Raw genomic sequence first — 21907 nt, 5'->3', positions numbered from 1 at the left:
ATGGAAAGTCTGAACGCCCTGCTTCAGGGCATGGGGCTGATGCACCTTGGCGCAGGCCAGGCCATCATGCTGCTGGTGAGCCTGCTGCTGCTGTGGCTGGCGATAGCGAAGAAGTTCGAGCCGCTGCTGCTGCTGCCGATTGGCTTCGGCGGGCTGCTCTCCAACATCCCGGAAGCGGGCATGGCGCTGACCGCGCTGGAGAGCCTGCTGGCCCACCACGACGCCGGGCAGCTGGCGGTGATTGCCGCGAAGCTTAACTGCGCGCCGGACGTGCACGCCATCAAGGAGGCGTTAGCGCTGGCGCTGCCGTCGGTGCAGGGCCAGATGGAAAATCTGGCGGTGGACATGGGCTACACGCCGGGGGTGCTGGCGTTGTTCTACAAAGTGGCGATTGGCTCCGGTGTCGCGCCGCTGGTCATCTTTATGGGCGTGGGCGCGATGACCGACTTCGGCCCGCTGCTGGCCAACCCGCGCACCCTGCTGCTGGGGGCGGCGGCGCAGTTCGGCATCTTCGCCACCGTGCTGGGGGCGCTGACGCTGAACTACTTCGGCCTGATTGCCTTCACCCTGCCGCAGGCGGCGGCCATCGGCATTATCGGCGGCGCGGACGGCCCGACGGCGATTTATCTGTCGGGCAAGCTGGCGCCGGAGCTGCTGGGGGCCATTGCGGTGGCGGCGTACTCATATATGGCGCTGGTGCCGTTAATCCAGCCGCCGATTATGCGCGCGCTGACCAGCGAGAAAGAGCGCAAAATCCGCATGGTGCAGCTGCGCACGGTGAGTAAGCGGGAAAAAATCCTGTTCCCGGTGGTGCTGTTACTACTGGTGGCGCTGCTGCTGCCGGACGCCGCGCCGCTGCTGGGGATGTTCTGCTTTGGCAATCTGATGCGCGAAAGCGGCGTGGTGGAGCGTCTGAGCGACACGGTGCAGAACGGGCTGATTAATATCGTCACCATTTTCCTCGGGCTGTCGGTGGGGGCGAAGCTGGTGGCGGATAAGTTTTTGCAGCCGCAGACGCTGGGCATTCTGCTGCTGGGGGTGATTGCCTTTGGTATCGGGACGGCGGCCGGGGTGTTGATGGCGAAGCTGATGAACCTGTGCAGTAAGAACAAAATCAACCCGCTTATCGGTTCGGCGGGGGTGTCGGCGGTGCCGATGGCGGCCCGCGTATCGAACAAAGTGGGGCTGGAATCAGACCCGCAGAACTTCCTGCTGATGCACGCGATGGGCCCGAACGTGGCGGGGGTTATCGGTTCGGCCATTGCGGCGGGCGTGATGCTGAAGTACGTGCTGGCGATGTAATAGTGGATGGGATACGCATGTCGTATCCCATTTTCATCCAAATTTTTTCTGAAAGAAAAGTAAGTATGAACTGGTTCAGGTTCCGGTGATGCCGAATGCAAGAAAATACCGTAATTAAATATCTAAATACCAATATGTTTATACGGGAAATTACACGCTGGTTTGCCAGACGCTCGTTTCAAAACCGGATATTTCTACTGATCCTGTTTACATCCACCATCGTGATGCTGGCAATCACCTGGTATCTGACCGATATCACGAAAGAACGCCTGCATTATCAGGTGGGCCAACGTGCGCTTATTCAGGCAATGCAAATATCCGCTATGCCAGAATTAGTTGAAGCCGTAGAGGCGCATGATTTGTCACGCATCAAAGCGCTGATTGACCCAATGCGCTCGTTTTCGGATGCGACTTACATTACCGTTGGCAACGAAAAAGGTCAGCGACTGTATCACGTCAACCCGGATGAGATCGGCAAATATATGGAGGGCGGCGATAGCGACGACGCGCTGTATAACGCTAAAAGCTACGTATCGGTGCGCAAAGGTTCATTAGGCTCTTCCCTACGTGGTAAATCCCCGATTCAGGACAATACCGGTAAAGTCATTGGTATTGTTTCCGTCGGCTATACTCTGGAACAGTTGGAGAGCTGGCTTAACTTACAAATCAGCTCGTTGCTGTTCCCGATGGCGTTACTGCTGCTGGTGCTGTTGTACTGCGCCCGCCGCTTCTCGCTGCATATTAAAAAGCAGATGCTTAACATGGAGCCGCAGCAGCTTTCACAACTATTAATTCAGCAAAGCGTGTTATTTGAGTCGGTATTTGAAGGGTTGATCGCCATTGACTCCCATCACCGTATTACCGCCATTAACCAAACGGCTCGCCGCTTACTGAATCTGAGCCAACCGGAGTCTGAACTCATTGGCTATGCAATCCACCATGTCGTGTTGCCGGAGGCCTTCTTTTACGATGCGCCGCAAAAAAACAAAAAAGATGAGATCGTCACCTTTAACCAAATGAAAGTCATCGCCAGTCGCATGGCGGTCATTATTGACAACCAGCCTCAGGGCTGGGTTATTAGCTTTCGCAACAAAGACGATATCAATACACTCAGCCTGCAGTTAAGCCAGGTGCGGCAATACGCCGATAACCTGCGCGCCGTGCAGCATGAGCATCGCAACCTTATTTCCACCATTGCCGGACTGCTGTTCCTGAAGCGCTACGATAATGCGCTGGCGCTGATTCAGCAGCAGTCGGAAAGCCACCAGAAAGTACTCGATTTTATTTCCCATAATTTCCGCGACCACCACCTTGCGGGGCTATTAATCGGTAAATATTATCGGGCAAAAGAGCTGGGGCTGGAGCTGATTTTCGATCCTTCAAGCTTTGTTGAACACCTGCCGTCATCGCTCTCGCATAATGAATGGATTTCGATTGTTGGCAATTTATTGGACAACGCCTATAACGCCACCCTGCTCAATCGCGAAGGCTCGCGACAGATTGAGTGCCTGATCAATAGCGAAGGTAATGAAGTCATTATTGAAGTTGCCGATCAGGGATGTGGTATTGACGAAAATATCCGCCAGCATATTTTCGAGCGTGGAGTGACCACCCACAACAACGGCGATCACGGAATTGGATTATGGTTGGTGCACAGCTACGTCAAGCAGGCCAATGGCGACATTATCGTCGATAGCAATAATCCTTTTGGCACCATTTTTACCCTCTATATCCCTTTTACCAGAGAAGAATAACATGGATAGCATTACGACACTCATCGTTGAAGACGAACCGATGCTAGCGGAAATCCTGGTGGACACCATCAAGATTTTTCCCCAGTTTTCAATCGTCGGCATCGCAGACAAACTGGAAAGTGCGAAGAAGCAAATACGCCTCTATCAACCACAGTTAATTCTATTGGATAATTTTTTACCCGATGGCAAAGGGATCGATTTAATTCGTCATACCATCAGCACCAACTACACGGGGCGAATTATTTTCATTACCGCCGACAATCATATGGATACCATCAGCGATGCCTTACGCATGGGCGTATTCGATTACCTGATTAAGCCGGTACATTATCAGCGCCTGCAGCATACCCTGGAGCGGTTCACCCGTTACCGCAGTTCGTTACGTTCCAGTGAGCAGGCAAACCAGACGCACGTTGATGCCTTATTTAATATCCAGGCCAAAGAACAAACCGCAGAACCGAATAGCGGACTGCGGGGAATTGATGAAAACACCTTCAACCGGGTACGACAAATATTCGCCGACCCGCAGGCAGTACATACAGCAGACACTCTGGCGCAAATTCTGGGCAGCAGTAAAACCACTGCCCGACGCTATCTGGAACAAGGCGTGAAAAATAACTTTCTCGAAGCGGAGATCAGCTACGGGAAAGTGGGCAGGCCGGAGAGACTCTATCGCGGCAAAGTATGAGATTATGGCGCCAACATGTAATTACGGCGCATAGGCAAACACCTCAGCCACCCACTGACGAAAACCGTCCACATCCAGCGCCAGTGCCACCTGCGCGTTGGCGGGCTGCCCCAGACGCCCTTCAATATCCACCACCGTGGTACCGGCGGTATATTGCCCCTGCGTTTCTACGGCCACAAAACAGGATTGCAGGGTAAAAAGCTCCGGACGCACCAGCCAGGCGATAGCGCAGAGATCGTGCATCCGGACGCCAGTGCGCATACTACCGCTGCGATAATGGTTGAACAGGCTGTGCAACATCTTACCGGTGCGATTCAGCGCGGGCAGTTTATTCAGAAAATCTGGCGAGAGCATTGCCTGATTTGTAACGTCCAGCCCACACATCACAATCTCCAGACCGCTGCGGAACACCAGCGCCGCGGCCTCCGGATCGACAGCAATGTTAAATTCAGCATTAGGCGTAAAATTGCCGCGCCCTGCGGAACCGCCCATCAACACCAGACGGCGAATGTTACACGCACACTCCGGATAGTGCATCAGTAGCAACGCAATATTGGTCAATGGCCCAATCGCCACTAATGTCATGGGCTCCGGGGCGTTCATCAGCACATCCCGGATAGCGATAAACGCAGGCTTCGCCAACGGTTGGCGCTGATGGTCGACAAAATCATAGCCTTCCATACCGGATTCGCCGTGGACGTATGCCGCATCGCGTAACGGACGCAGCAGCGGTGTCGCGGCCCCCTGGGCAAGTGGGATATCGCTGTTCCAGAAATGCAGAAGCTGCAACGCATTACGGGTCGTTTTTTCAACGGAAACATTACCTGCGACGGTGGTTATTAGTTGCAGATCAAGCTGGGGGGCGAACAGCGCAGCGGCAATCGCAGCCGCGTCATCAATGCCCGGATCGGTATCAAGAATAATGTGTAGGGATGCTGTCATTAATGCTCTCCTGACCTATTGTTTTATATCTTCATACTCAGCGCGACTGATACAGGCATCAGGCACATCGTCATCCGTCACCAGACGCGGACTTAGCTTATCACCTTCGACAAACGGAACTAATGGGCAAAAACGCCCTGGCGATGCTTTGTTTTCCTGCCACTGAATCTCAAGCGATTCGGGCTCAGCGCCGGGTTTTTCTGCCTGAATCACGGTACGAACATTACCGGTTAGCCAAAAAGATTGACACGTCCCATCAAGGCTAAGAGGCGGCGTCAAATGACCATTTTTACGTACTAGCGGATAAATAATACGCCCATCAGCGTAGGAAGGTGTCATGTAGCAGTTATACATTTTGCCTTTACTTATCACAGGCTGAAAGTAGCTTTCACCGCGATCGATCAGTTCAATCGTTTTTCCTTTCCAGCGATACACATTGACGCCATGGCTGCAGCAACCGCCGCGCCAATAGCTGACAATCTGTTTATGTTCAGCATCGATCTCTGGTGAAGTGATTTCCTGATAAGACGCTGGCGCATCAACATAACGCTGTTTGGCGGGGTCATAGAGCCATGTTTGTACTGGAGCATCCGGCCCAGCAAGTAACTCTGTTACAATCGATAGATCCGGGTAGCCATCAAAATTGACATCCCCCCATTGAGGCATAAACGGGCTACAAGTGCCCACCGAGGCGGTATCTAAGGTCTGTATGAGTTTACCATCACGGTATAATTTTATCGCCGAAATGGCCGGCGTATTGCCGCAATCAATCTCTTTGGAAGGGTCGTAACCCCCTGCATCATTCGTGTTCGTGACCAGCACAATATCAGGGGAGTTTTTAGGTTTGTAATAGATAAGGGCAACAGGAAAATGTCGTTTTTTATCTGCGGACGTCCATTCGCCTTTAATCTCACTGCTGGAGATTTCCGCATTCCAGTAACCCGAAAGCGCCTTTACGCGTTCTTCAAGATGCACCTCTTTATCCTGGAGTGAGCCGCGTAGAGCAATCGCTGCCTTGTGCTGATTGCAAGGTTCATAGCAGTAATACCCATAAAGCGTATTACCAAATCGCGTGATATTAACGTTTACCGGTTTCCCCGCGATAGTCCCGGTATAGTTTCGCTCCCAGGCGGGTAGCTCCAGCACCGTGGCGCTTGTTGCGTCCATCCAAAAGCCGATGGCGAGTAACGTTGCCAATCCATATTTTATTTTGCCCATTTCCCTTATCCCTGTAGGCATTACAACCAAAAAACCAGCAACGATTGTGCTGGTTTTTCAGATGAATAGCAAAAAGGTGGGGCATTAGCACTGGATGACGACTACGCCTTATTCTTCCTGTCGCACATTGAATATCAAAAGAAATCCTTAAGATCTGGTCAACGTAGCGTCATCAGGCAGATTTCTGAATTGTGAAATCTTATTCGACCTCACGAACATCCACACGCAGCTCTTTCGGCACTTCAAAAACAATATTTTCTTCGCGCCCCTCAAGCGTGACGGCTTCGCCGCCGCCAAACTCGCGCAGACGCGCAATAACATTCTGCACCAGAATATCCGGCGCGGAAGCGCCAGCAGTGACGCCGACGCAGGCGGCTTCTTTCACCCACGCCTCCTGGATATCCGCCGCATCGTCGATAAGAAACGCAGTTCTTCCCATCCGTTGGGCCAGTTCCGCCAATCGGTTAGAGTTAGAAGAGTTTTTCGAGCCGACCACCAGCACCACGTCAGCCTGCTCCGCCAGCGCCCGCACCGCTTCCTGACGATTAGTAGTGGCATAGCAAATATCGTCTTTGCGCGGGCCGACGATTTTCGGAAAGCGTTTACGCAGCGCATCAATCACATCGGACGTATCGTCCACAGAAAGCGTGGTTTGCGTCATGAAGGAGAGCTTGCCTTCATTTTTGACATTCAGCGTCCAGACGTCCTCTGGCGACTCAACCAGATACATCCCCCCTTCCGGGTTGCTGTACTGGCCCATGGTGCCTTCCACTTCCGGGTGCCCGGCGTGGCCGATGAGAATAGATTCTTCACCGCGACGGCTGGCGCGCGCCACTTCCATATGGACTTTCGTCACCAGCGGGCAGGTGGCGTCAAAAACGGTAAGATCGCGGCTTTTCGCCTCGTTACGCACCGCCTGGGAAACCCCATGAGCGGAGAAGATCAGAATGGCGCCATCCGGCACTTCGCTAATTTGCTCTATAAAGATCGCCCCGCGCTTGCGCAGGCTGTCCACTACATAGCGGTTATGCACGACTTCGTGCCGAACGTAAATTGGCGCGCCGTAAATGGCGAGCGCATTTTCAACAATGCTGATAGCGCGGTCTACCCCGGCGCAAAAACCGCGTGGGTTGGCCAACAGGATCTGCATGTTTATGCCTCCAGCGCCGGATCGATTTCCAGCACTTCAATATCAAAGTGAACGGTATGCCCGGCCAGCGGATGGTTAAAATCAACGGTAATCGAGTCGCCGTTGATTTCGCGAATCACGCCAGGCATTTCGCTGCCATCCATTGCGGTAAAAAGCATAATCGCCCCGACTTCCGGTTCGCCCGCCGCCATAAACTCACGGCGCGAGAAATACTGGATCAAGTCCGGACTGGGGACGCCAAACGCGGCGTCAGGCTCCAGCGAAAACGCTTTCTTTTCCCCTTCTTTCAACCCCAGAAGCTGCTGCTCCAGACCTTCGGAAAGCGAGGTATCGCCAAGACGGAACAGGGCTGGCTTGCCGTTATTGCGGGTAGATTCCGCCGTTGAGCCATCATCCAGTTTCAGGGTGAAGTGAACGAGGATCGCGCTGTTGCTCTGTACGGATTTAGACATGCAAATTGCTCACGTGTTTTGCCCGGAGGCATAAAGAACGATAAAACCGTAGGCCGGATAAGGCGTTTTCACCGCCATCCGGCACCACGTTTGCCTGATGGCGCTGCGCTTACCAAGCCTACAAAACCGGATAAGCGCCACCCGGTATTTACGCTTATGCCTGTTCTTTCGCTGTCGGCTTCGGCAAAAAGCCTTCCAGTACTATCAGCGCCGCGCCGATACAGATCGCGCTATCGGCAAGGTTGAACGTCGCGAAATGCCAGTTGCCGACGTAAAAATCGATCATATCGACAACAAAGCCGTGCCACAGGCGGTCGAACAGGTTACCCAGCGCGCCGCCGATGATTAACGCATAAGCGATGTTATTCAGCTTCTGCGTCGCTTTCGAGCGATACATCATCACCAAAAGAATTACGCAGATCCCTATCGCAATCCCGGCAAAGAACCAGCGCTGCCAGCCGCCGCTATCCGCCAGGAAGCTAAAAGCCGCGCCGTAGTTACGCGCATAATGCAGATTAAGCGACGGGAACAGCCCTACCGTATCCCCCAGAGCGAAATTCTGGAGGATCAGGTATTTGCTGCCCAAATCGATAATCAGCACGACTACTACCAGCCATAGCCAGCGTAGTCCTGTTGAACAGAGTGGTTTACTCATCAGGCAAATTTACGTTGTTCGCCATTACCGGCGATGTTGCTGACACAGCGTCCGCAGATATCTGCATGTTCCGCCACCTTGCCGACATCAGTAGTGTAGTGCCAGCAGCGCGGACACTTATCACCCTCGGCACGCGTTACCACTGCCTGAACTGTCGTATTACCAGCATTGTACTGAATATTTTCATCATCAATACCCCCCGCTTGCTCAGAAATCACGAACTGGGAAGTAATGAAGATAAATCTGACCTCTTCGCCCAACAGTTTCAGCTTCTTGATCGTACCGTTAGCATCGTCAGCATATTTCAGCGTCACTTTTGCTTCCAGGTTCGATTTGATGCCATTGGCTTTCTGATTTTCCAGCTCTTTGTTGACCTGGTCCTTGATATAGCGGACATCGTCCCAGAATGCGTCATTAAATTCTTCATTCTCTTCCAGGCCAAACAACCCGTCGTACCATTCGCCGGTGAAGACATATTTTTCACGCTCGCCCGGCAGGTAGCCCCAGATTTCATCAGCCGTGAAGGACATGATCGGCGCCATCCAGCGAACCAGCGCTTCTGCGATATGATACAGCGCAGTCTGGCAGCTACGACGCGCGACGCTATCGGCCTTCGCGGTGTACTGGCGGTCTTTGATGATGTCGAGGTAGAACGAACCCATTTCAACGGAGCAGAAGCGCATCAGGCGCTGTACCACTTCATGGAAGTCGTAAGCTTCGTATGCCTTCAGAATCTCTTGCTGCGCCGTTTTCGCGCAGCCCACCGCCCACCTGTCCAGCACCACCATCTCTTCCGGTTTGACCATATCGGTGGCCGGATTGAAGCCATTGAGGTTCGCCAGCAGGAAGCGCGCGGTATTACGGATACGACGATAGCTGTCGGCAGCACGTTTCAGGATTTCGTCAGAGACCGCCATTTCGCCGGTATAGTCAGTAGACGCTACCCACAGACGCAGGATATCCGCGCCCAGTTTATTCATCACATCCTGCGGCGACACGGTGTTACCGATGGACTTGGACATCTTGCGCCCCTGACCATCGACGGTGAAGCCGTGAGTCAGTACCTGGCGGTATGGCGCTTTGCCTTTCATCGCCACGCTAATCATCAGGGAGGACATAAACCAGCCGCGATGCTGGTCAGACCCTTCCAGATACATATCGGCAGCATGACCGGCGAATTCCGGACGTGCGTCAACCACGGAATAACTGGTGGAACCGGAATCAAACCAAACGTCCAACGTATCCGGAACTTTCTCGTATTGATCGGCATCTTCGCCGAGGATCTCTTTCGGGTCGAGATCCCACCATGCCTGGATACCGTCAACTTCGACGCGTTTCGCCACCTCTTCCATCGCCGCCAGAGTACGCTCAATCGGCAGCAGCTCCTGCGTTTCTTTATGCACGAACAGCGACATCGGTACGCCCCAGGTACGCTGACGTGAGATACACCAGTCAGGACGGTTAGCGACCATTGATTCAATACGCGCCTGACCCCAGTCCGGGATCCACTGAACGCCTTTGATCTCTTTCAGCGACTGTTGACGAAGCCCTTCTTTATCCATGCTGACGAACCACTGCGGGGTCGCGCGGAAAATGATCGGCGTTTTGTGACGCCAACAGCACGGATAGCTGTGCTGCATTTTTTCGACATGCAGTAGCGCGCCTTTTTCTTTCAGCAGTTCAATAACGATATCGTTCGCCTTGAAGACGTTAACACCGTCAAGCGTTGGATATGTGCCTGGCAGGTAAGCGCCGTCCGGGCCAACCGGGTTAGCGGTTTCCAGGCCATACTTTTGGCCGATCACGTAGTCATCCGGGCCGTGACCAGGGGCGGTATGTACCGCGCCGGTACCGGCGTCCAGGGTGACGTGATCGCCGAGGATCGCCGGCACGTCAAAGCCCATAAACGGATGGGTAAAGCGCAGCAGTTCCAGCTCCGCGCCTTTAACGGTGCCGAGAATGGTGTATTCAGCCGCGCCAATACGCTGCATGACGCTTTCAACCAGATCTTTCGCCAGAATCACCGCCTGGCCGTCAATCTGCACCAGCGCATAATCAAAGTCCGGCGCCAGGGAGATGGCGCGGTTAGCCGGTAGTGTCCACGGCGTGGTGGTCCAGATAACCAGCGACACAGGGCCGCTCACGCCCGGCAAACCAAACTTCGCTTTCACCGCATCCTGATCGACGGCGCGGAACGCCACGTCGATAGACGGCGACGTTTTGTCGTAATATTCAACTTCCGCTTCCGCCAGCGCGGAACGGCAGTCAACGCACCAGTGCACCGGCTTAGCGCCTTTGTGCAGATGACCGTTTTTGATAATTCTGCCCAGCGCGCGGATGATGTTGGCTTCGGTTTTGAAGTCCATGGTCAGGTACGGATGCGACCAGTCGCCCAACACGCCCAGACGAATGAAGTCTTTACGCTGGCCGTCAACCTGCGTAGCGGCATATTCGCGGCACTTGGCGCGGAATTCAGCGGCGGTGAATTTTTCGCCCGGCTTACCGAACTCCTGCTCGACTTTCAGCTCGATAGGCAGACCGTGACAGTCCCAGCCCGGCACGTAAGGCGAGTCAAATCCCGACAGTCCTTTGGACTTCACGATAATGTCTTTCAGAATCTTGTTAACTGAGTGACCAATATGAATGCTGCCATTCGCATATGGAGGGCCATCATGCAGAATGAAGGTTTTTTTGCCTTTTTTGGCCGCACGAATGATGCCGTACAGATCATCATCGGTCCAACGCGCCAGCATTCCCGGTTCACGCTTGGCGAGGTCGCCGCGCATCGGGAACCCTGTTTCCGGCAAATTCAGGGTCGATTTATAGTCACTCATCAGATTCTCGGTTCCGTATTTCGGTTTGATAAACACCGTCAGGGTTACACCTGCCCGGCTAGCCCAAAAAACTTGCGGGCCGTTAACTCATCGCGTGCGATTTGCGCTTTTAGCTCATCAAGCGACGCAAATCGCTGCTCATTACGTATCTTTTTACGCAGTATTACATCTATATGGCGACCGTAGAGGTCCATTACAACGTCCAGCAGATGCACTTCCAGTTGTTGACGCACGCCAGCCACCGTTGGACGAGTGCCAATGTTCGCTACGCCGGGTAACGGCTTATCGCCAAGCCCGGTGACTTCCACCGCATAGACCCCTTTTACCGGGGAGACCTGACGGCGCAGCGGTAAGTTCGCCGTCGGGAAGCCAATGGTACGTCCCAGCTCGTCGCCATGAACGACACGCCCGGAAATAGTAAAGGGATGTCCCAGCAGGCTTTCGGCAAGCGCCAGGTTATCTTCCGCCAGCGCCTGTCTCACTGCGGTACTACTGATACGCACGCCGCCTTCACAAAAGGTTTGGGTGCTGGAAACCGCAAAACCATACTCCGCCCCCGCCTTCTGTAATAACAAGAAATCGCCCGCGCGGCTAGCACCAAAGCGGAAATCATCGCCGACGGCAAGAAATTGCACGCCAAGTCGCTCCACCAGCAGTTCGCTGATAAACGTTTGCGCCGTCAAAGCGGCAAAGCGGCGATCGAATTTCACGCACAGCACATAGTCCACGCCGCACTGCGCAAGGTAATGCAGTTTTTCACGCAGGCGCGTCAGGCGAGCGGGCGCTTTATCCGTCGCGAACAGCTCCAGCGGCTGCGGTTCGAAAATCATGACCACCACCGGCAGACCGCGTCTGCGTCCTTCTTCCTGCAACCCCTGCAGTAGAGCGCGATGCCCCCGATGTACGCCGTCGAAATTACCAATGGTCAGCACACACCCATGCGGGGCCTGACTGAGATTATGTATGCCGCGTATCAGCTTCATGTCTGACTCAAAACAGTGAAAATCGCAAGAGTATACCTTGTACAGCGGTCAAGGTTAACCGACTATTGCCCTGAGGAAACATAAAGAAGATGCTTTTCATCGCCATGCGGCAAACTCCGCCCCAAAACCCGCCGCTTAATGCAATTTTTCTCATGGAAAAGCTGTATTCACAGCACGCAAGCTGGTAGAATCCTGCGCCATCACTACGCAACGAGTGCTGCAATTTAAACGGCGCTTATTTGCACAAATCCATTGACAAAAGAAGGCTAAAAGGGCATATTCCTCGGCCTTTGAATTGTCCATATAGAACACATTTGGGAGTTGGACCTTGGCTAATATCAAATCAGCTAAGAAGCGCGCCGTTCAGTCTGAAAAGGCTCGTAAGCACAACGCAAGCCGTCGCTCTATGATGCGTACTTTCATCAAGAAAGTATACGCAGCTATCGAAGCTGGCGACAAAGCTGCTGCACTGAAAGCATTTAACGAAATGCAACCGATCGTGGACCGTCAGGCTGCTAAAGGTCTGATCCACAAAAACAAAGCTGCACGTCATAAAGCTAACCTGACTGCACAGATCAACAAACTGGCTTAATCGCCTGCTTGTTATCAGCTTTGTAGAAAAACCCGCGTAAAGCGGGTTTTTTTATGCCTGCTATCTGCCGTTTTGCTCGTCAACCGCTGGCGCTAACCTCACTCGTTCACGCTCTTCCTGACCAGCCTATTTTTTCAGCTCCCCCTCCCTCAGTCACGTAATACTTGAAAGTTATTTTCTTTCACTGTTTTCCTTTTCTTATTTCATTACTGAAAAAACTGTGACCACCTTAGCAAATAAAAACATCGCTCATTCAAAAACTAATAAACGCAATCCTGATGTAAGATTTAATAATTGATTGATGCCGTCGGGTTAACTACTTTTCATGTACACCTTACTTACTCATTTTAATCTGAGGTTAAATTCAGAAACGACATAAAAATAATATTCAAAACTTGCTTAGAAAGTAGAGGTTGTTTTTCTGGGCGTATCGTACCAATATCGGAGTTATCATTATGAGTTCTGTCATTGAGGATACCCAGCCTTCCGGGTCAGCATCATTGTCTTTACTACAGCGTATTAGCTACGGCTCTTTGGATGTGGCGGGTAATCTGCTGTACTGCTTCGGTTCAACGTACATTTTATATTTCTACACAGACGTTGCGGGCATTAGCCTTGCCGTAGCAGGCGTTATCCTGCTGCTGGCGCGTATTATCGATGGCATAGACGCCCCCATATGGGGGATCATCATCGATAAAACACGTTCACGCTACGGTAAATGTCGTCCCTGGTTTTTATGGTTACCGCTGCCTTTTGCGGTATTCAGCGCACTGTCATTTTGGTCTCCTGATATCAGTATGACAGGAAAAGCCATCTATGCAGCAATATCTTATATGATTGCCAGCATTCTATTTACCGGACTTAATACACCACTCAGTGCAATATTACCCCTGATGACCTTATCTCCCAAAGAAAGACTGGTTTTAAATTCCTGGCGAATGACCGGTGGACAAATTGGGGTTTTATTAATGAACGCGACCGCCTTGCCGTTAGTCGCTTTTTTAGGTAACGGTGATGATCACGCTGGTTTTATTTATACGGCAATTACGTTTGCCATTATATCCTGCGCGCTAACGCTCTTTGCGTTTAAAAACATTCGTGAAATGGATACGGATAAAATACAGCATGAACCTAAGTTGCCGATGAAAAAAAGTTTCGCGGCGATGAAAGGTAACTGGCCGTGGATCCTGATGGTGCTGGCTAATCTGATCTTCTGGATTGCCCTACAGCAGCGCAACACGACCATTGTCTATTATCTGACCTACAACCTCGACCGTAAAGATCTGGTACCGCTGATTAACAGCCTGGCGACGATTCAGATCCTGTTTATCATCGCTATCCCCTTCTTTAGCAAGTACCTGGCTAAAACCTGGATATGGGTAGGCGGTCTGCTGGTCGCCACGTTTGGCGGCGTCATGATGTGGCTGGCAGCGGACAACATTACTTTCCTCATCGCCGCCTGGATACTCGGCAATATCGGCAGCGGTATCGCCTGCTCAATGCCGTTTGCCATGCTGGGCTTCGCCGTCGATTTCGGCGCCTGGAAGACCGGTATTAAGGCTACCGGCATTCTTATCGCCTTCGGCAGCACCTTCTGCATCAAGATGGGTAGTGGCCTCGGCACCGCTTTCGCCGCCTGGATCATGAACAGTTTTGGCTATGTCCCCAACCATGCCCAGAGTGCTGCGGGTCTGGAGGGCATTATCTGGGCCTTTATCTGGGCACCCGCCCTACTCTTCGCGCTCGCAGCGATCCCACTACTTTTCTTTCGCAAATACGAAGCGATGGAAGAGAAGATTCGCCACGATCTGGAAACCGTCAACTCATAACGTTCTTTACCTTCACCCTCGAATATGGGAGGCACCACCATGCCATTTATGCAACAAGACCCGCGTCGTCTGGTCTGGCAGCAAAACGATCGCTATTTATGGATTGAACCCTGGGGCGAGAACAGCCTGCGCGTACGCAGCGGCCGTCATCTGCCGGTAATGAGAAATGAAGACTGGGCATTGACTGAGCCAGTCGCAGAAAGTCAGTGCCACATTGATTATGAGCACCACCAGGCAACGCTGACCAACGGCAAAATTATCGCTATCGTCAATCAAAAAGGACAGGTTACCTTTTACCGCCATCCACACAAACCCCTGTTGCAGGAGTTCTGGCGCCTGCGGGGCGAAATTGGCGAGGATGAATCATCTCACGGCCAGTACGTCAGCGCACTCAACCTTGAGGGACGCGAGTTCCGCCCTATTCAGGGTGGGAAATATTCACTGAAAGCCCGCTTCGAAGCCACCGAAGGGGAAAAAATTTATGGCATGGGGCAGTATCAACAGGCCAACCTGGATCTCAAAGGATGCGTGCTTGAGCTGGCGCAACGTAACTCCCAGGCCTCAGTACCGTTTATGCTCTCCAGTCTGGGCTACGGATTTTTATGGAACAACCCGGCAGTCGGACGCGTAACCTTTGCCCAAAACGTTACCGAATGGGAAGCGCAGGTCAGCGAACAACTGGACTACTGGATCACGGCTGGCGATACCCCGGCAGAAATTAGCCGGGCTTACGCGCTGGCTACCGGCACGCCGCCGATGATGCCGGACTACGCCATGGGCTTCTGGCAGTGCAAACTCCGTTATCGTACGCAGGAAGAGCTGCTGGAGGTCGCCCGCGAATATAAGCGCCGCAATCTGCCTATCTCAGTGATCGTAATCGACTTCTTTCACTGGCCGAATCAGGGTGACTGGATGTTCGATGCGCGCGACTGGCCCGATCCTGATGCCATGATTGCCGAGCTGAAATCGCTGGGAATTGAGCTGATGGTCTCCGTCTGGCCGACGGTGGATAACCGTACCGAAAGCTATCGGGAGATGCGCGAAAACGGCTGGCTGGTACAAACGGAACGTGGCTTGCCGATCAATATGGATTTCCTCGGCAATACCACTTACTTTGATGCGACTCATCCGGGCGCGCGCGACTACGTCTGGGGCAAAGCCAAACGCAACTATTACGATAAAGGCGTGAAGTTATTCTGGTTAGATGAAGCCGAACCTGAGTTCAGCGTTTACGACTACGACAACTATCGCTACCATGCCGGGCCGGTACTGGAAGTGGGCAATATCTACCCACGTATGTACGCTAAAACCTTTTTTGACGGCATGAAAGCCGATGGCGAAGACCAGGTTATCAACCTGCTACGCTGCGCCTGGGCCGGCAGTCAGAAGTACGGCGCTCTGGTCTGGTCAGGGGATATTCACTCCTCGTTTAGATCGCTGCGCAACCAGTTTGCTGCCGGACTCAATATGGGAATCGCGGGGATACCGTGGTGGACGACGGATATCGGCGGTTTTCATGGCGGTAATATTCACGACCCGAAATTCCATGAATTGCTAATTCGCTGGTTCCAGTGGGGCGTCTTTAGTCCGGTGATGCGTCTGCACGGCAACCGCGATCCGCAGATTTTACCCGCGCAACCGTACCGGGATGGCATTGCTCAATGCCCTACAGGTGCGCCGAACGAGGTCTGGAGCTACGGTGAGGAAGTATGCGACGTACTGACAGGTTGCCTGGCGTTGCGAGAAAAACTCAAGCCCTATATCAAAGCGCTGATGGAGGAAACCCATAAGCACAATACGCCAGTGATGCGCCCCCTGTTCTTTGAATTCCCCGAACAGGAAACAAGTTGGACAATCACCGACCAGTATTGTTTTGGTCCTGACCTGCTGATCGCCCCCGTCATGCATGAAGGTATGCGCGAGCGTGATGTCTGGCTACCAGAAGGGGAAACATGGACGGATCTTGCGACCGGTGAAAGCTATTCAGGAGGGCAGACGCTGCATTACGCTACGCCACTGAACAGAATTCCGGTGTTTATCCGCGAAGGTGGGCAGTACCGTAGCCTGCTGAACTTGTAGAATGATTCCGGCTGCGGGTTAATACCGCAGCCGGAAGTATTACGGTAGGTACGTCTACTGTAGTTTAAACAATGCCGAGTAGTCCGCATTGCAAATACGCTGCACCGCCGGATGCTGGATCATTCTCTCGGCAAAAATCGCATGATATTCTTCCATGACATTCTCCACGCGCCCAATCTCTATTACCGACTCATCGGCATAAAAATCCAGCGAATAAAGGCTCGGCGCCACAAAAATCGCATCGTGCGTCGCGCCAAACGCCTTCATTAAGGCCGCGTCATCAAATTCACCGAGGATCTCAACCTGCAACCCCTGTGAATTAAACCAGTTCAACAACTTACGCCCCAGCATTGAGCGCCGTCCCGGCACCAGCAACCGTCGCTCTTCCAGGCAGGCAGGGAACGCTTTTTCAGGAAGCGGATTCGTACACCAGAAACTGACGCTACATTCGCCGATTTTGACTGAGAATAGCCCCTCCTGCTGCGTGGAATCTATCGGGCAGTCGGAGATAATCATATCCAGCTTGTGCTGGCTGAGCTGTTCGAGCAACATTTCGTGCGTGGACTCGAAGCAACGCAGATGTATGGGTTCGTCCACCACCACCGCCGCATCCAGAACGCTGCTGACCAGACGCTTGGATAAAGCATCGGCGACGCCGACATCAAACAACAGGTTTGATTCTTTGCGGTAATTGACGATATCCAGCATCTCCTGGCTTAGCGTAAACATTTTGTCCGCATAGCGAAAAACCAGCTCGCCCAGTTCGCTGGGTTCAAGACCGCGTCCCTTACGTTTAAATAGCTTCCCCTGTAAACGCTCTTCCAGGGCTTTAATTTGACCAGTAATGGTTTGCGGCGTCAGAAAAAGCGCCTCTGCGGCACCCACGACAGAACCTTCTTTATAGACATGCCAGAAGTAATAAAGATGGTTGTAGTTAATATGAGACATGCTCATTCCTCTCCCTGTTCAATGTCGCAAGGGAGCGATACATCGCTCCCCCTTTCCTTCGTACTGGTTATGCCGGCGCGTTCAAACGCGCGCGCAACCAGCTATACCCCACCACTGCGGAGAGCAATGAACCAATCAAAATGCCCAATTTCGCCCAGTTAATAAGTTCCGGATCGACATTGCCAAATGCCAGGCTGGCGATAAAGATGGACATCGTAAAGCCAATGCCACACAAAATGCCGACCGCCATGATTTGCTGATAAGTGGTCCCTTGCGGCAGATGCGCCAGCTTGAAACGCAGCGCCAGCCAGCAAAACAGGCTAATCCCCAGCGGCTTGCCAATCAGCAGACCGGCAATAATTCCCAACGGCAGCATGGAGGTCAGACCGTCAATCGTGACGCCCTGAAGAGAAACGCCAGCATTCGCAAAAGCGAAGAGCGGCAGGATCAGGTACGCGACCCACGGGTGCAGAACATGCTCCAGACGCTTCGCCGGCGAGCGACCGTGTTTTTCTTTCAGCGGAATAAAGAAACCGACAATGACGCCTGCCAGCGTCGCGTGAACGCCGGACTTCAGTACCGCCGTCCACAGCACTGCCCCGACCAGAATATATACCCCAGTCCGTCTGACGCCGCACAGGTTCAGCAGCGCCAGCACGGCAATCGCGAACGCCGCCACGCCCAGCGAGACGATAGAAAGATCGCTGGTATAAAACAGTGCGATAATAACGATGGCGCCGAGATCATCGATGATCGCCAGCGCCATCAGGAAAATTTTCAGCGCCAGCGGAACCCGGCTGCCCAACAGCGCCAACACGCCCAGCGCAAAGGCGATATCCGTCGCGGCAGGAATAGCCCAGCCCTCGCGAGTGACCGGATCGGAGTAGTTAAAGGCCAGATAGAGCAATGCCGGTACAATCATCCCGCCGATGGCGGCAATCACCGGAAAAGCGGCCTGGCGCAGACTGGCTAACGAGCCTTGCATCAGTTCGCGCTTAACTTCCAGGCCAATCAACAGGAAAAACACGGCCATCAGCGCATCGTTGATCCACAACAGCATGTTTTTGTTGATCTCAAGCGCCCCAACCCGTAGCTGAACCGGCGTCTCCAGAAAATCATGATACCATCCACTGGTCGCGCCCATATTGGCCATCAGCATAGCCAGCGCAGCGGCGATGATGAGAATGATGCCCCCAGAGGCATCGCTGCTAAAAAATCGGTGCAGATGTTTCACTTTTTATTCTCTCAATCAGGTGAATTCTTCGGATCTACTATCTTACCTCGCCTGACTCATCGTTAAAATTAGATTATATATGATGAATAGCTCGTTTTTTACGAAATGAAGTCCGACTTACGCCGGACTTTTTTAGTGCAGTCAGTCATTGATGATAGACCGCTACGCGTACAGATCCATTTTATACACCCGGAAACTGGTAATATCGTAGCGATAGCCTTCCCCGTTCGTTTCCGCGTTTTTGTAGTAACCTGACGTCATGGTCGCTTCAAAAAGCACGGTTTTCTCCGTAGGCGCAATCTCCTGTAAAATTAGCAGCCCCATCGCCTCGCTGCCCGCCTGCGGATCGATAATATCGCTCTCGCCAGGCTGGCAAGAGATGGCGCGGCCATAAGCGGATTAAGAATAATCAGCGCATTTTGTACTGTATTACTTTCTGTAATCTGGCTGAGGCTGTGCTCATAAATCGCCGTATGGTTGAGCACCATCGCATTTTGCTTATCAAGCCTCTGATTGACGGCAAGACACGGGGCAGGAAGCGTATTCTTTTGATGTTTGAATGGCCCCATGATCTCTCCAGTATATCGTTGTCGTTCCTTGCTGGAACAACGAAATAGATACGCTGGAGAGGGTTGGGCTGATAATCAAAAGCCATCGACTCAGCTCTATCACACGGCATGCGATGCGTTACCCGACCTTACGGGATTGATTATATTCATACTTCAGATAATCCAGCGTTGCCGTCACATTTGCCGGTGACAGACGATTAAGCTGCGCCAAAAAAGGATGCGCATACAGATAATTAATGAACGCCGTCGCGCCTTGTAACGTAGCATAACGTTGCTGGGTAATTTTTTTATTACCGGTGAGATTACACACCGCCATAGCATAATCGCGGGTAGAAAAAGTACGCCAGACATTGTTACGGATACCGCCGCTTAAAAACAGGCGTGGCGGAATATCTTTTTGCAGCGGCGTCGTACCGCGTTCTTTGACAAATGAAATATGGCAACGGCCCTGATGGACATGCGGCATATTCGCCATCATGCATCCCCCCAGAATAAAGCATTCATGATCGAGGTAATGCTGAACGTTTAAGGAGCGTTCGTCCGTCAGCATCCGCACCAGTTCAAAATGGCGGTAGGCAGGCAACACCGGCTTTACGATCATTCCGGAGTCATTCTTATATAACGAGGCCGGACCGTAGTCGATATCAAATAAAGTTTCGCGGCGCGCTGTAATCGCTTCCTTACGTTGCACCATATGCGCCAGCGTACCCGGAGGTAGCCGTTCTTCATAATACGACTGATACTGCCAGGCTTTATCCAGCGGCTGTGCTGAATAATTTGACGAAATCGCCACCACCCTTCCGCTTTGTTCTTCTGCCGTCACCAGAACATACAGGCTGCTGTCTCCACCGTTATAGTTCACCCTGAAAGCGCGGGTGCTGAGTGCGATATCGAAGGCCGGAAACTGCTGGCATCGCTCTGCAAGGTTTGCATTACGGGATAGTTTAAACAGCGCCCGGTTAAGACCTGTGCTGTCTAATTTCAGCTGTGAGCGGATCCCGGCAAGCGACGTCCCTTCCTCAATTAGGGTTGCCAGCTCGTCCTGTCGGCAATCGCTTTTTGCCTTTTCGGGGACGATGAACGTTTTCCGACACTGACTACACGCCATGCGGTGTTCGCCCTGAGTCGAGAAGCCGTATTTCTTTAATGAGGTGCTGCCGCAGGCAGGACACTGTTTGACCAGGCCTTTCCATCCCCGGTTTACCGTGTGGCGAAAAAGATTTAACGCCCCAGCGGAAATAACAGGAAACAGGAAACCACATTCCCGACAAAGAACATCTTTTCCCTGGCGGACATAATCCGGACTGTTCAACACGCCCAGATTTTTACATCCCGGCGTTTTACAGCAGTCCACATTAATATTGGCAAACATGCGTTCCTCCTTGAGCATTACTTAAAAAAAACAGACCGGATCTCCGCCGGTGACAGGTTATTTACGTAAAGGGTTTTCATCGCTTTCATCATTGGCGCGGTATGAGAGAAAAAGCACTGATAGCCGGCACAAAGATAGTTTTGCTTCATCGGTCCGCAAGCCGAAGGCAAAAAGCGGTGTTTAGGGCAACCGCCATAACAGGCGAATTGCCACGGGCAGGTATGGCATTCCTGCGCCATCGTGCGGCTTTTATCGAGACCAAACTGCTGGTTTTGCGCGCTATTATTCATCTGACGCAGCGGCGTGTCGTTAATATTGCCGAGCTTATATTGCGGGTAAACGAAATGATCGCAGTTATACACATCGCCATTCATTTCCATTGCAAAAGCGCTACCGCAAACGGGCGCAAAAACGCAAACCTGAGGGGGGAGTCCACACCATGCCGCCAGCGTTTGTTCAAAGAGTTGAATGCCGATATCACCAATATCTTCGCGGATCCAGATATCAAAAATGGCATTCAGGAACTTTCCAAACTGTAATCCGTCCACTGACCAGGGGGTTACTGCGGTTTGCTCGTCCTGCGGATGCGCCAGCATTCCGTCTTTATTTGCCGCTCTTTCCACTAGCGGAATAAACTGCATATAGCGGCTGCCGATAGATTTCAGATACGCATAAACCCGCTGCGGGTGCAGCATATTGCTCTGACTCACCACCGTGAGAGTATTAAATTCAACGCCATGACTCGCCAGGCATTTTATCGCCTGTTCAACTTTATGATGGGTAGGTTGCCCTGCGCGAGTTACTCGCCATTCGTCGTGCAGCGCCGCATCGCCATCAATCGAAATACCAACCAGAAAGTCATGCGCCCTGAAGAATCTCGCCCATTCATCATCAATCAGAATGCCATTGGTCTGAAAAGTATTAACGATGGCTTTTCCATTAGCATAACGTTGCTGGAGCGCTACAGCCTGGCGGTAAAATGGCAGCCCCATCAGCGTCGGTTCCCCACCCTGCCACGCAAAAATCACTTCATCCACGTCCTGCGCCGCAATATGCTGTTGCACAAACAACGCCAGCGTTTCTTCCGTCATCTTGTAATGGTTTTTTCTATCGGGATAGAGCATTTCCTTTTCCAGATAGAAGCAATATTTACAATCAAGATTACACACCGACCCGGTCGGTTTGATCATTACCTGACAGCTTTTCCGTTGCATATTTTCCGTATCCCTAAAATAAAAGAACCTGACTCAGCACGAGGGCGCTGAATCAGGCGGGCAGAGCCCTAAGTGGCATACTTAATTTTTTA

The 21907-nt window shown here is 52.3% G+C and carries 19 protein-coding genes and 1 pseudogene; 6 read left to right on the top strand and 14 right to left on the bottom strand.

The features are described from left to right. From J4613_RS08350 to J4613_RS08340, 3 genes are all read left to right on the top strand, one after another. The gene (locus J4613_RS08350; protein ID WP_079905600.1) at nucleotides 1–1302 is read left to right on the top strand and encodes an oxalacetate decarboxylase subunit beta; all 1302 of its coding nucleotides are present in this window, start codon (nucleotides 1–3) and stop codon (nucleotides 1300–1302) included. A gap of 134 nt (nucleotides 1303–1436) precedes the next feature. Beyond that, a complete protein-coding gene (locus tag J4613_RS08345) occupies nucleotides 1437–3056 on the top strand; it encodes a sensor histidine kinase (protein WP_064043357.1) in 1620 nt (539 codons plus the stop codon). Nucleotide 3057: 1 nt separating this feature from the next. Then, nucleotides 3058–3744 (top strand): response regulator, encoded by a 687-nt coding sequence (locus tag J4613_RS08340; RefSeq protein WP_000377406.1) that lies wholly within the window; start codon nucleotides 3058–3060, stop codon nucleotides 3742–3744. A 21-nt stretch (nucleotides 3745–3765) separates the two neighbouring features. On the opposite strand, the gene rihC is transcribed toward J4613_RS08340, so the two are convergent. The 8 genes from rihC to J4613_RS08300 form a co-directional block, all read right to left on the bottom strand. Continuing rightward, the gene (rihC, locus tag J4613_RS08335; protein ID WP_000127283.1) at nucleotides 3766–4686 is read right to left on the bottom strand and encodes a ribonucleoside hydrolase RihC; all 921 of its coding nucleotides are present in this window, start codon (nucleotides 4684–4686) and stop codon (nucleotides 3766–3768) included. A gap of 15 nt (nucleotides 4687–4701) precedes the next feature. Beyond that, nucleotides 4702–5904: a nitrite reductase gene (locus J4613_RS08330; RefSeq protein WP_111742477.1), complete on the bottom strand. Its 1203-nt coding sequence runs from the start codon at nucleotides 5902–5904 to the stop codon at nucleotides 4702–4704. A 199-nt stretch (nucleotides 5905–6103) separates the two neighbouring features. Next, nucleotides 6104–7054 carry a 4-hydroxy-3-methylbut-2-enyl diphosphate reductase gene (gene ispH, locus J4613_RS08325; RefSeq protein ID WP_001166422.1) on the bottom strand — a complete coding sequence of 317 codons (951 nt, stop codon included), beginning with the start codon at nucleotides 7052–7054 and terminating at the stop codon, nucleotides 6104–6106. A 2-nt stretch (nucleotides 7055–7056) separates the two neighbouring features. Continuing rightward, nucleotides 7057–7506 (bottom strand): FKBP-type peptidyl-prolyl cis-trans isomerase, encoded by a 450-nt coding sequence (fkpB, locus tag J4613_RS08320; protein ID WP_000047269.1) that lies wholly within the window; start codon nucleotides 7504–7506, stop codon nucleotides 7057–7059. Nucleotides 7507–7660: 154 nt separating this feature from the next. After that, complete coding sequence (gene lspA, locus J4613_RS08315; RefSeq protein ID WP_000042739.1) at nucleotides 7661–8161, bottom strand: signal peptidase II; 501 nt, start codon at nucleotides 8159–8161, stop codon at nucleotides 7661–7663. Further along, the gene (gene ileS, locus J4613_RS08310) at nucleotides 8161–10995 is read right to left on the bottom strand and encodes an isoleucine--tRNA ligase (protein WP_001674865.1); all 2835 of its coding nucleotides are present in this window, start codon (nucleotides 10993–10995) and stop codon (nucleotides 8161–8163) included. The genes lspA and ileS overlap by 1 nt, the downstream gene beginning before the upstream one ends. Nucleotides 10996–11039: 44 nt before the next feature. After that, a complete protein-coding gene (gene ribF, locus J4613_RS08305; protein ID WP_000767311.1) occupies nucleotides 11040–11978 on the bottom strand; it encodes a bifunctional riboflavin kinase/FAD synthetase in 939 nt (312 codons plus the stop codon). A gap of 7 nt (nucleotides 11979–11985) precedes the next feature. Next, nucleotides 11986–12201, bottom strand: a complete 216-nt coding sequence (locus J4613_RS08300) for a DUF2575 family protein (RefSeq protein ID WP_023209321.1) — start codon at nucleotides 12199–12201, stop codon at nucleotides 11986–11988. A gap of 105 nt (nucleotides 12202–12306) precedes the next feature. On the opposite strand from J4613_RS08300, the gene rpsT reads away from it, so the two are divergent. The 3 genes from rpsT (at nucleotide 12307) to J4613_RS08285 (ending at nucleotide 16478) form a co-directional block, all read left to right on the top strand. Continuing rightward, nucleotides 12307–12570 (top strand): 30S ribosomal protein S20, encoded by a 264-nt coding sequence (rpsT, locus tag J4613_RS08295; RefSeq protein ID WP_001518655.1) that lies wholly within the window; start codon nucleotides 12307–12309, stop codon nucleotides 12568–12570. 455 nt (nucleotides 12571–13025) lie between these two features. Continuing rightward, entirely contained in the window at nucleotides 13026–14399 is a 1374-nt protein-coding gene (locus J4613_RS08290; RefSeq protein ID WP_000099989.1) for an MFS transporter, read from the top strand. Between the two features lie 39 nt (nucleotides 14400–14438). Next, nucleotides 14439–16478 (top strand): glycoside hydrolase family 31 protein, encoded by a 2040-nt coding sequence (locus J4613_RS08285; protein WP_001116453.1) that lies wholly within the window; start codon nucleotides 14439–14441, stop codon nucleotides 16476–16478. 54 nt (nucleotides 16479–16532) lie between these two features. Here J4613_RS08285 and nhaR read toward each other — a convergent pair whose 3' ends face one another. The 6 genes and pseudogenes from nhaR to J4613_RS08255 all read right to left on the bottom strand — a co-directional run bounded on the left by nhaR (nucleotide 16533) and on the right by J4613_RS08255 (nucleotide 21815). After that, nucleotides 16533–17432 carry a transcriptional activator NhaR gene (gene nhaR / locus J4613_RS08280; protein WP_000062872.1) on the bottom strand — a complete coding sequence of 300 codons (900 nt, stop codon included), beginning with the start codon at nucleotides 17430–17432 and terminating at the stop codon, nucleotides 16533–16535. 61 nt (nucleotides 17433–17493) lie between these two features. Next, the gene (gene nhaA, locus J4613_RS08275) at nucleotides 17494–18660 is read right to left on the bottom strand and encodes a Na+/H+ antiporter NhaA (protein WP_000681340.1); all 1167 of its coding nucleotides are present in this window, start codon (nucleotides 18658–18660) and stop codon (nucleotides 17494–17496) included. Nucleotides 18661–18822: 162 nt separating this feature from the next. Further along, nucleotides 18823–19050, bottom strand: a pseudogene (locus J4613_RS08270) (arylsulfatase); the annotation flags it as partial. After that, complete coding sequence (locus J4613_RS08265; protein WP_000528983.1) at nucleotides 18972–19229, bottom strand: hypothetical protein; 258 nt, start codon at nucleotides 19227–19229, stop codon at nucleotides 18972–18974. The pseudogene J4613_RS08270 and the gene J4613_RS08265, both read right to left, overlap by 79 nt. 118 nt (nucleotides 19230–19347) lie before the next feature. Then, a complete protein-coding gene (locus J4613_RS08260; protein ID WP_000457885.1) occupies nucleotides 19348–20601 on the bottom strand; it encodes a hypothetical protein in 1254 nt (417 codons plus the stop codon). Nucleotides 20602–20618: 17 nt separating this feature from the next. Continuing rightward, nucleotides 20619–21815 carry an anaerobic sulfatase maturase gene (locus tag J4613_RS08255; RefSeq protein WP_001189145.1) on the bottom strand — a complete coding sequence of 399 codons (1197 nt, stop codon included), beginning with the start codon at nucleotides 21813–21815 and terminating at the stop codon, nucleotides 20619–20621. Nucleotides 21816–21907: the final 92 nt, after the last annotated feature.

It is taken from the genome of Salmonella sp. 32020114201800008SM (assembly GCF_017572025.1).
Taxonomy (GTDB): domain Bacteria; phylum Pseudomonadota; class Gammaproteobacteria; order Enterobacterales; family Enterobacteriaceae; genus Salmonella; species Salmonella enterica.
This window is presented reverse-complemented; position numbering and strand designations above follow the sequence as displayed.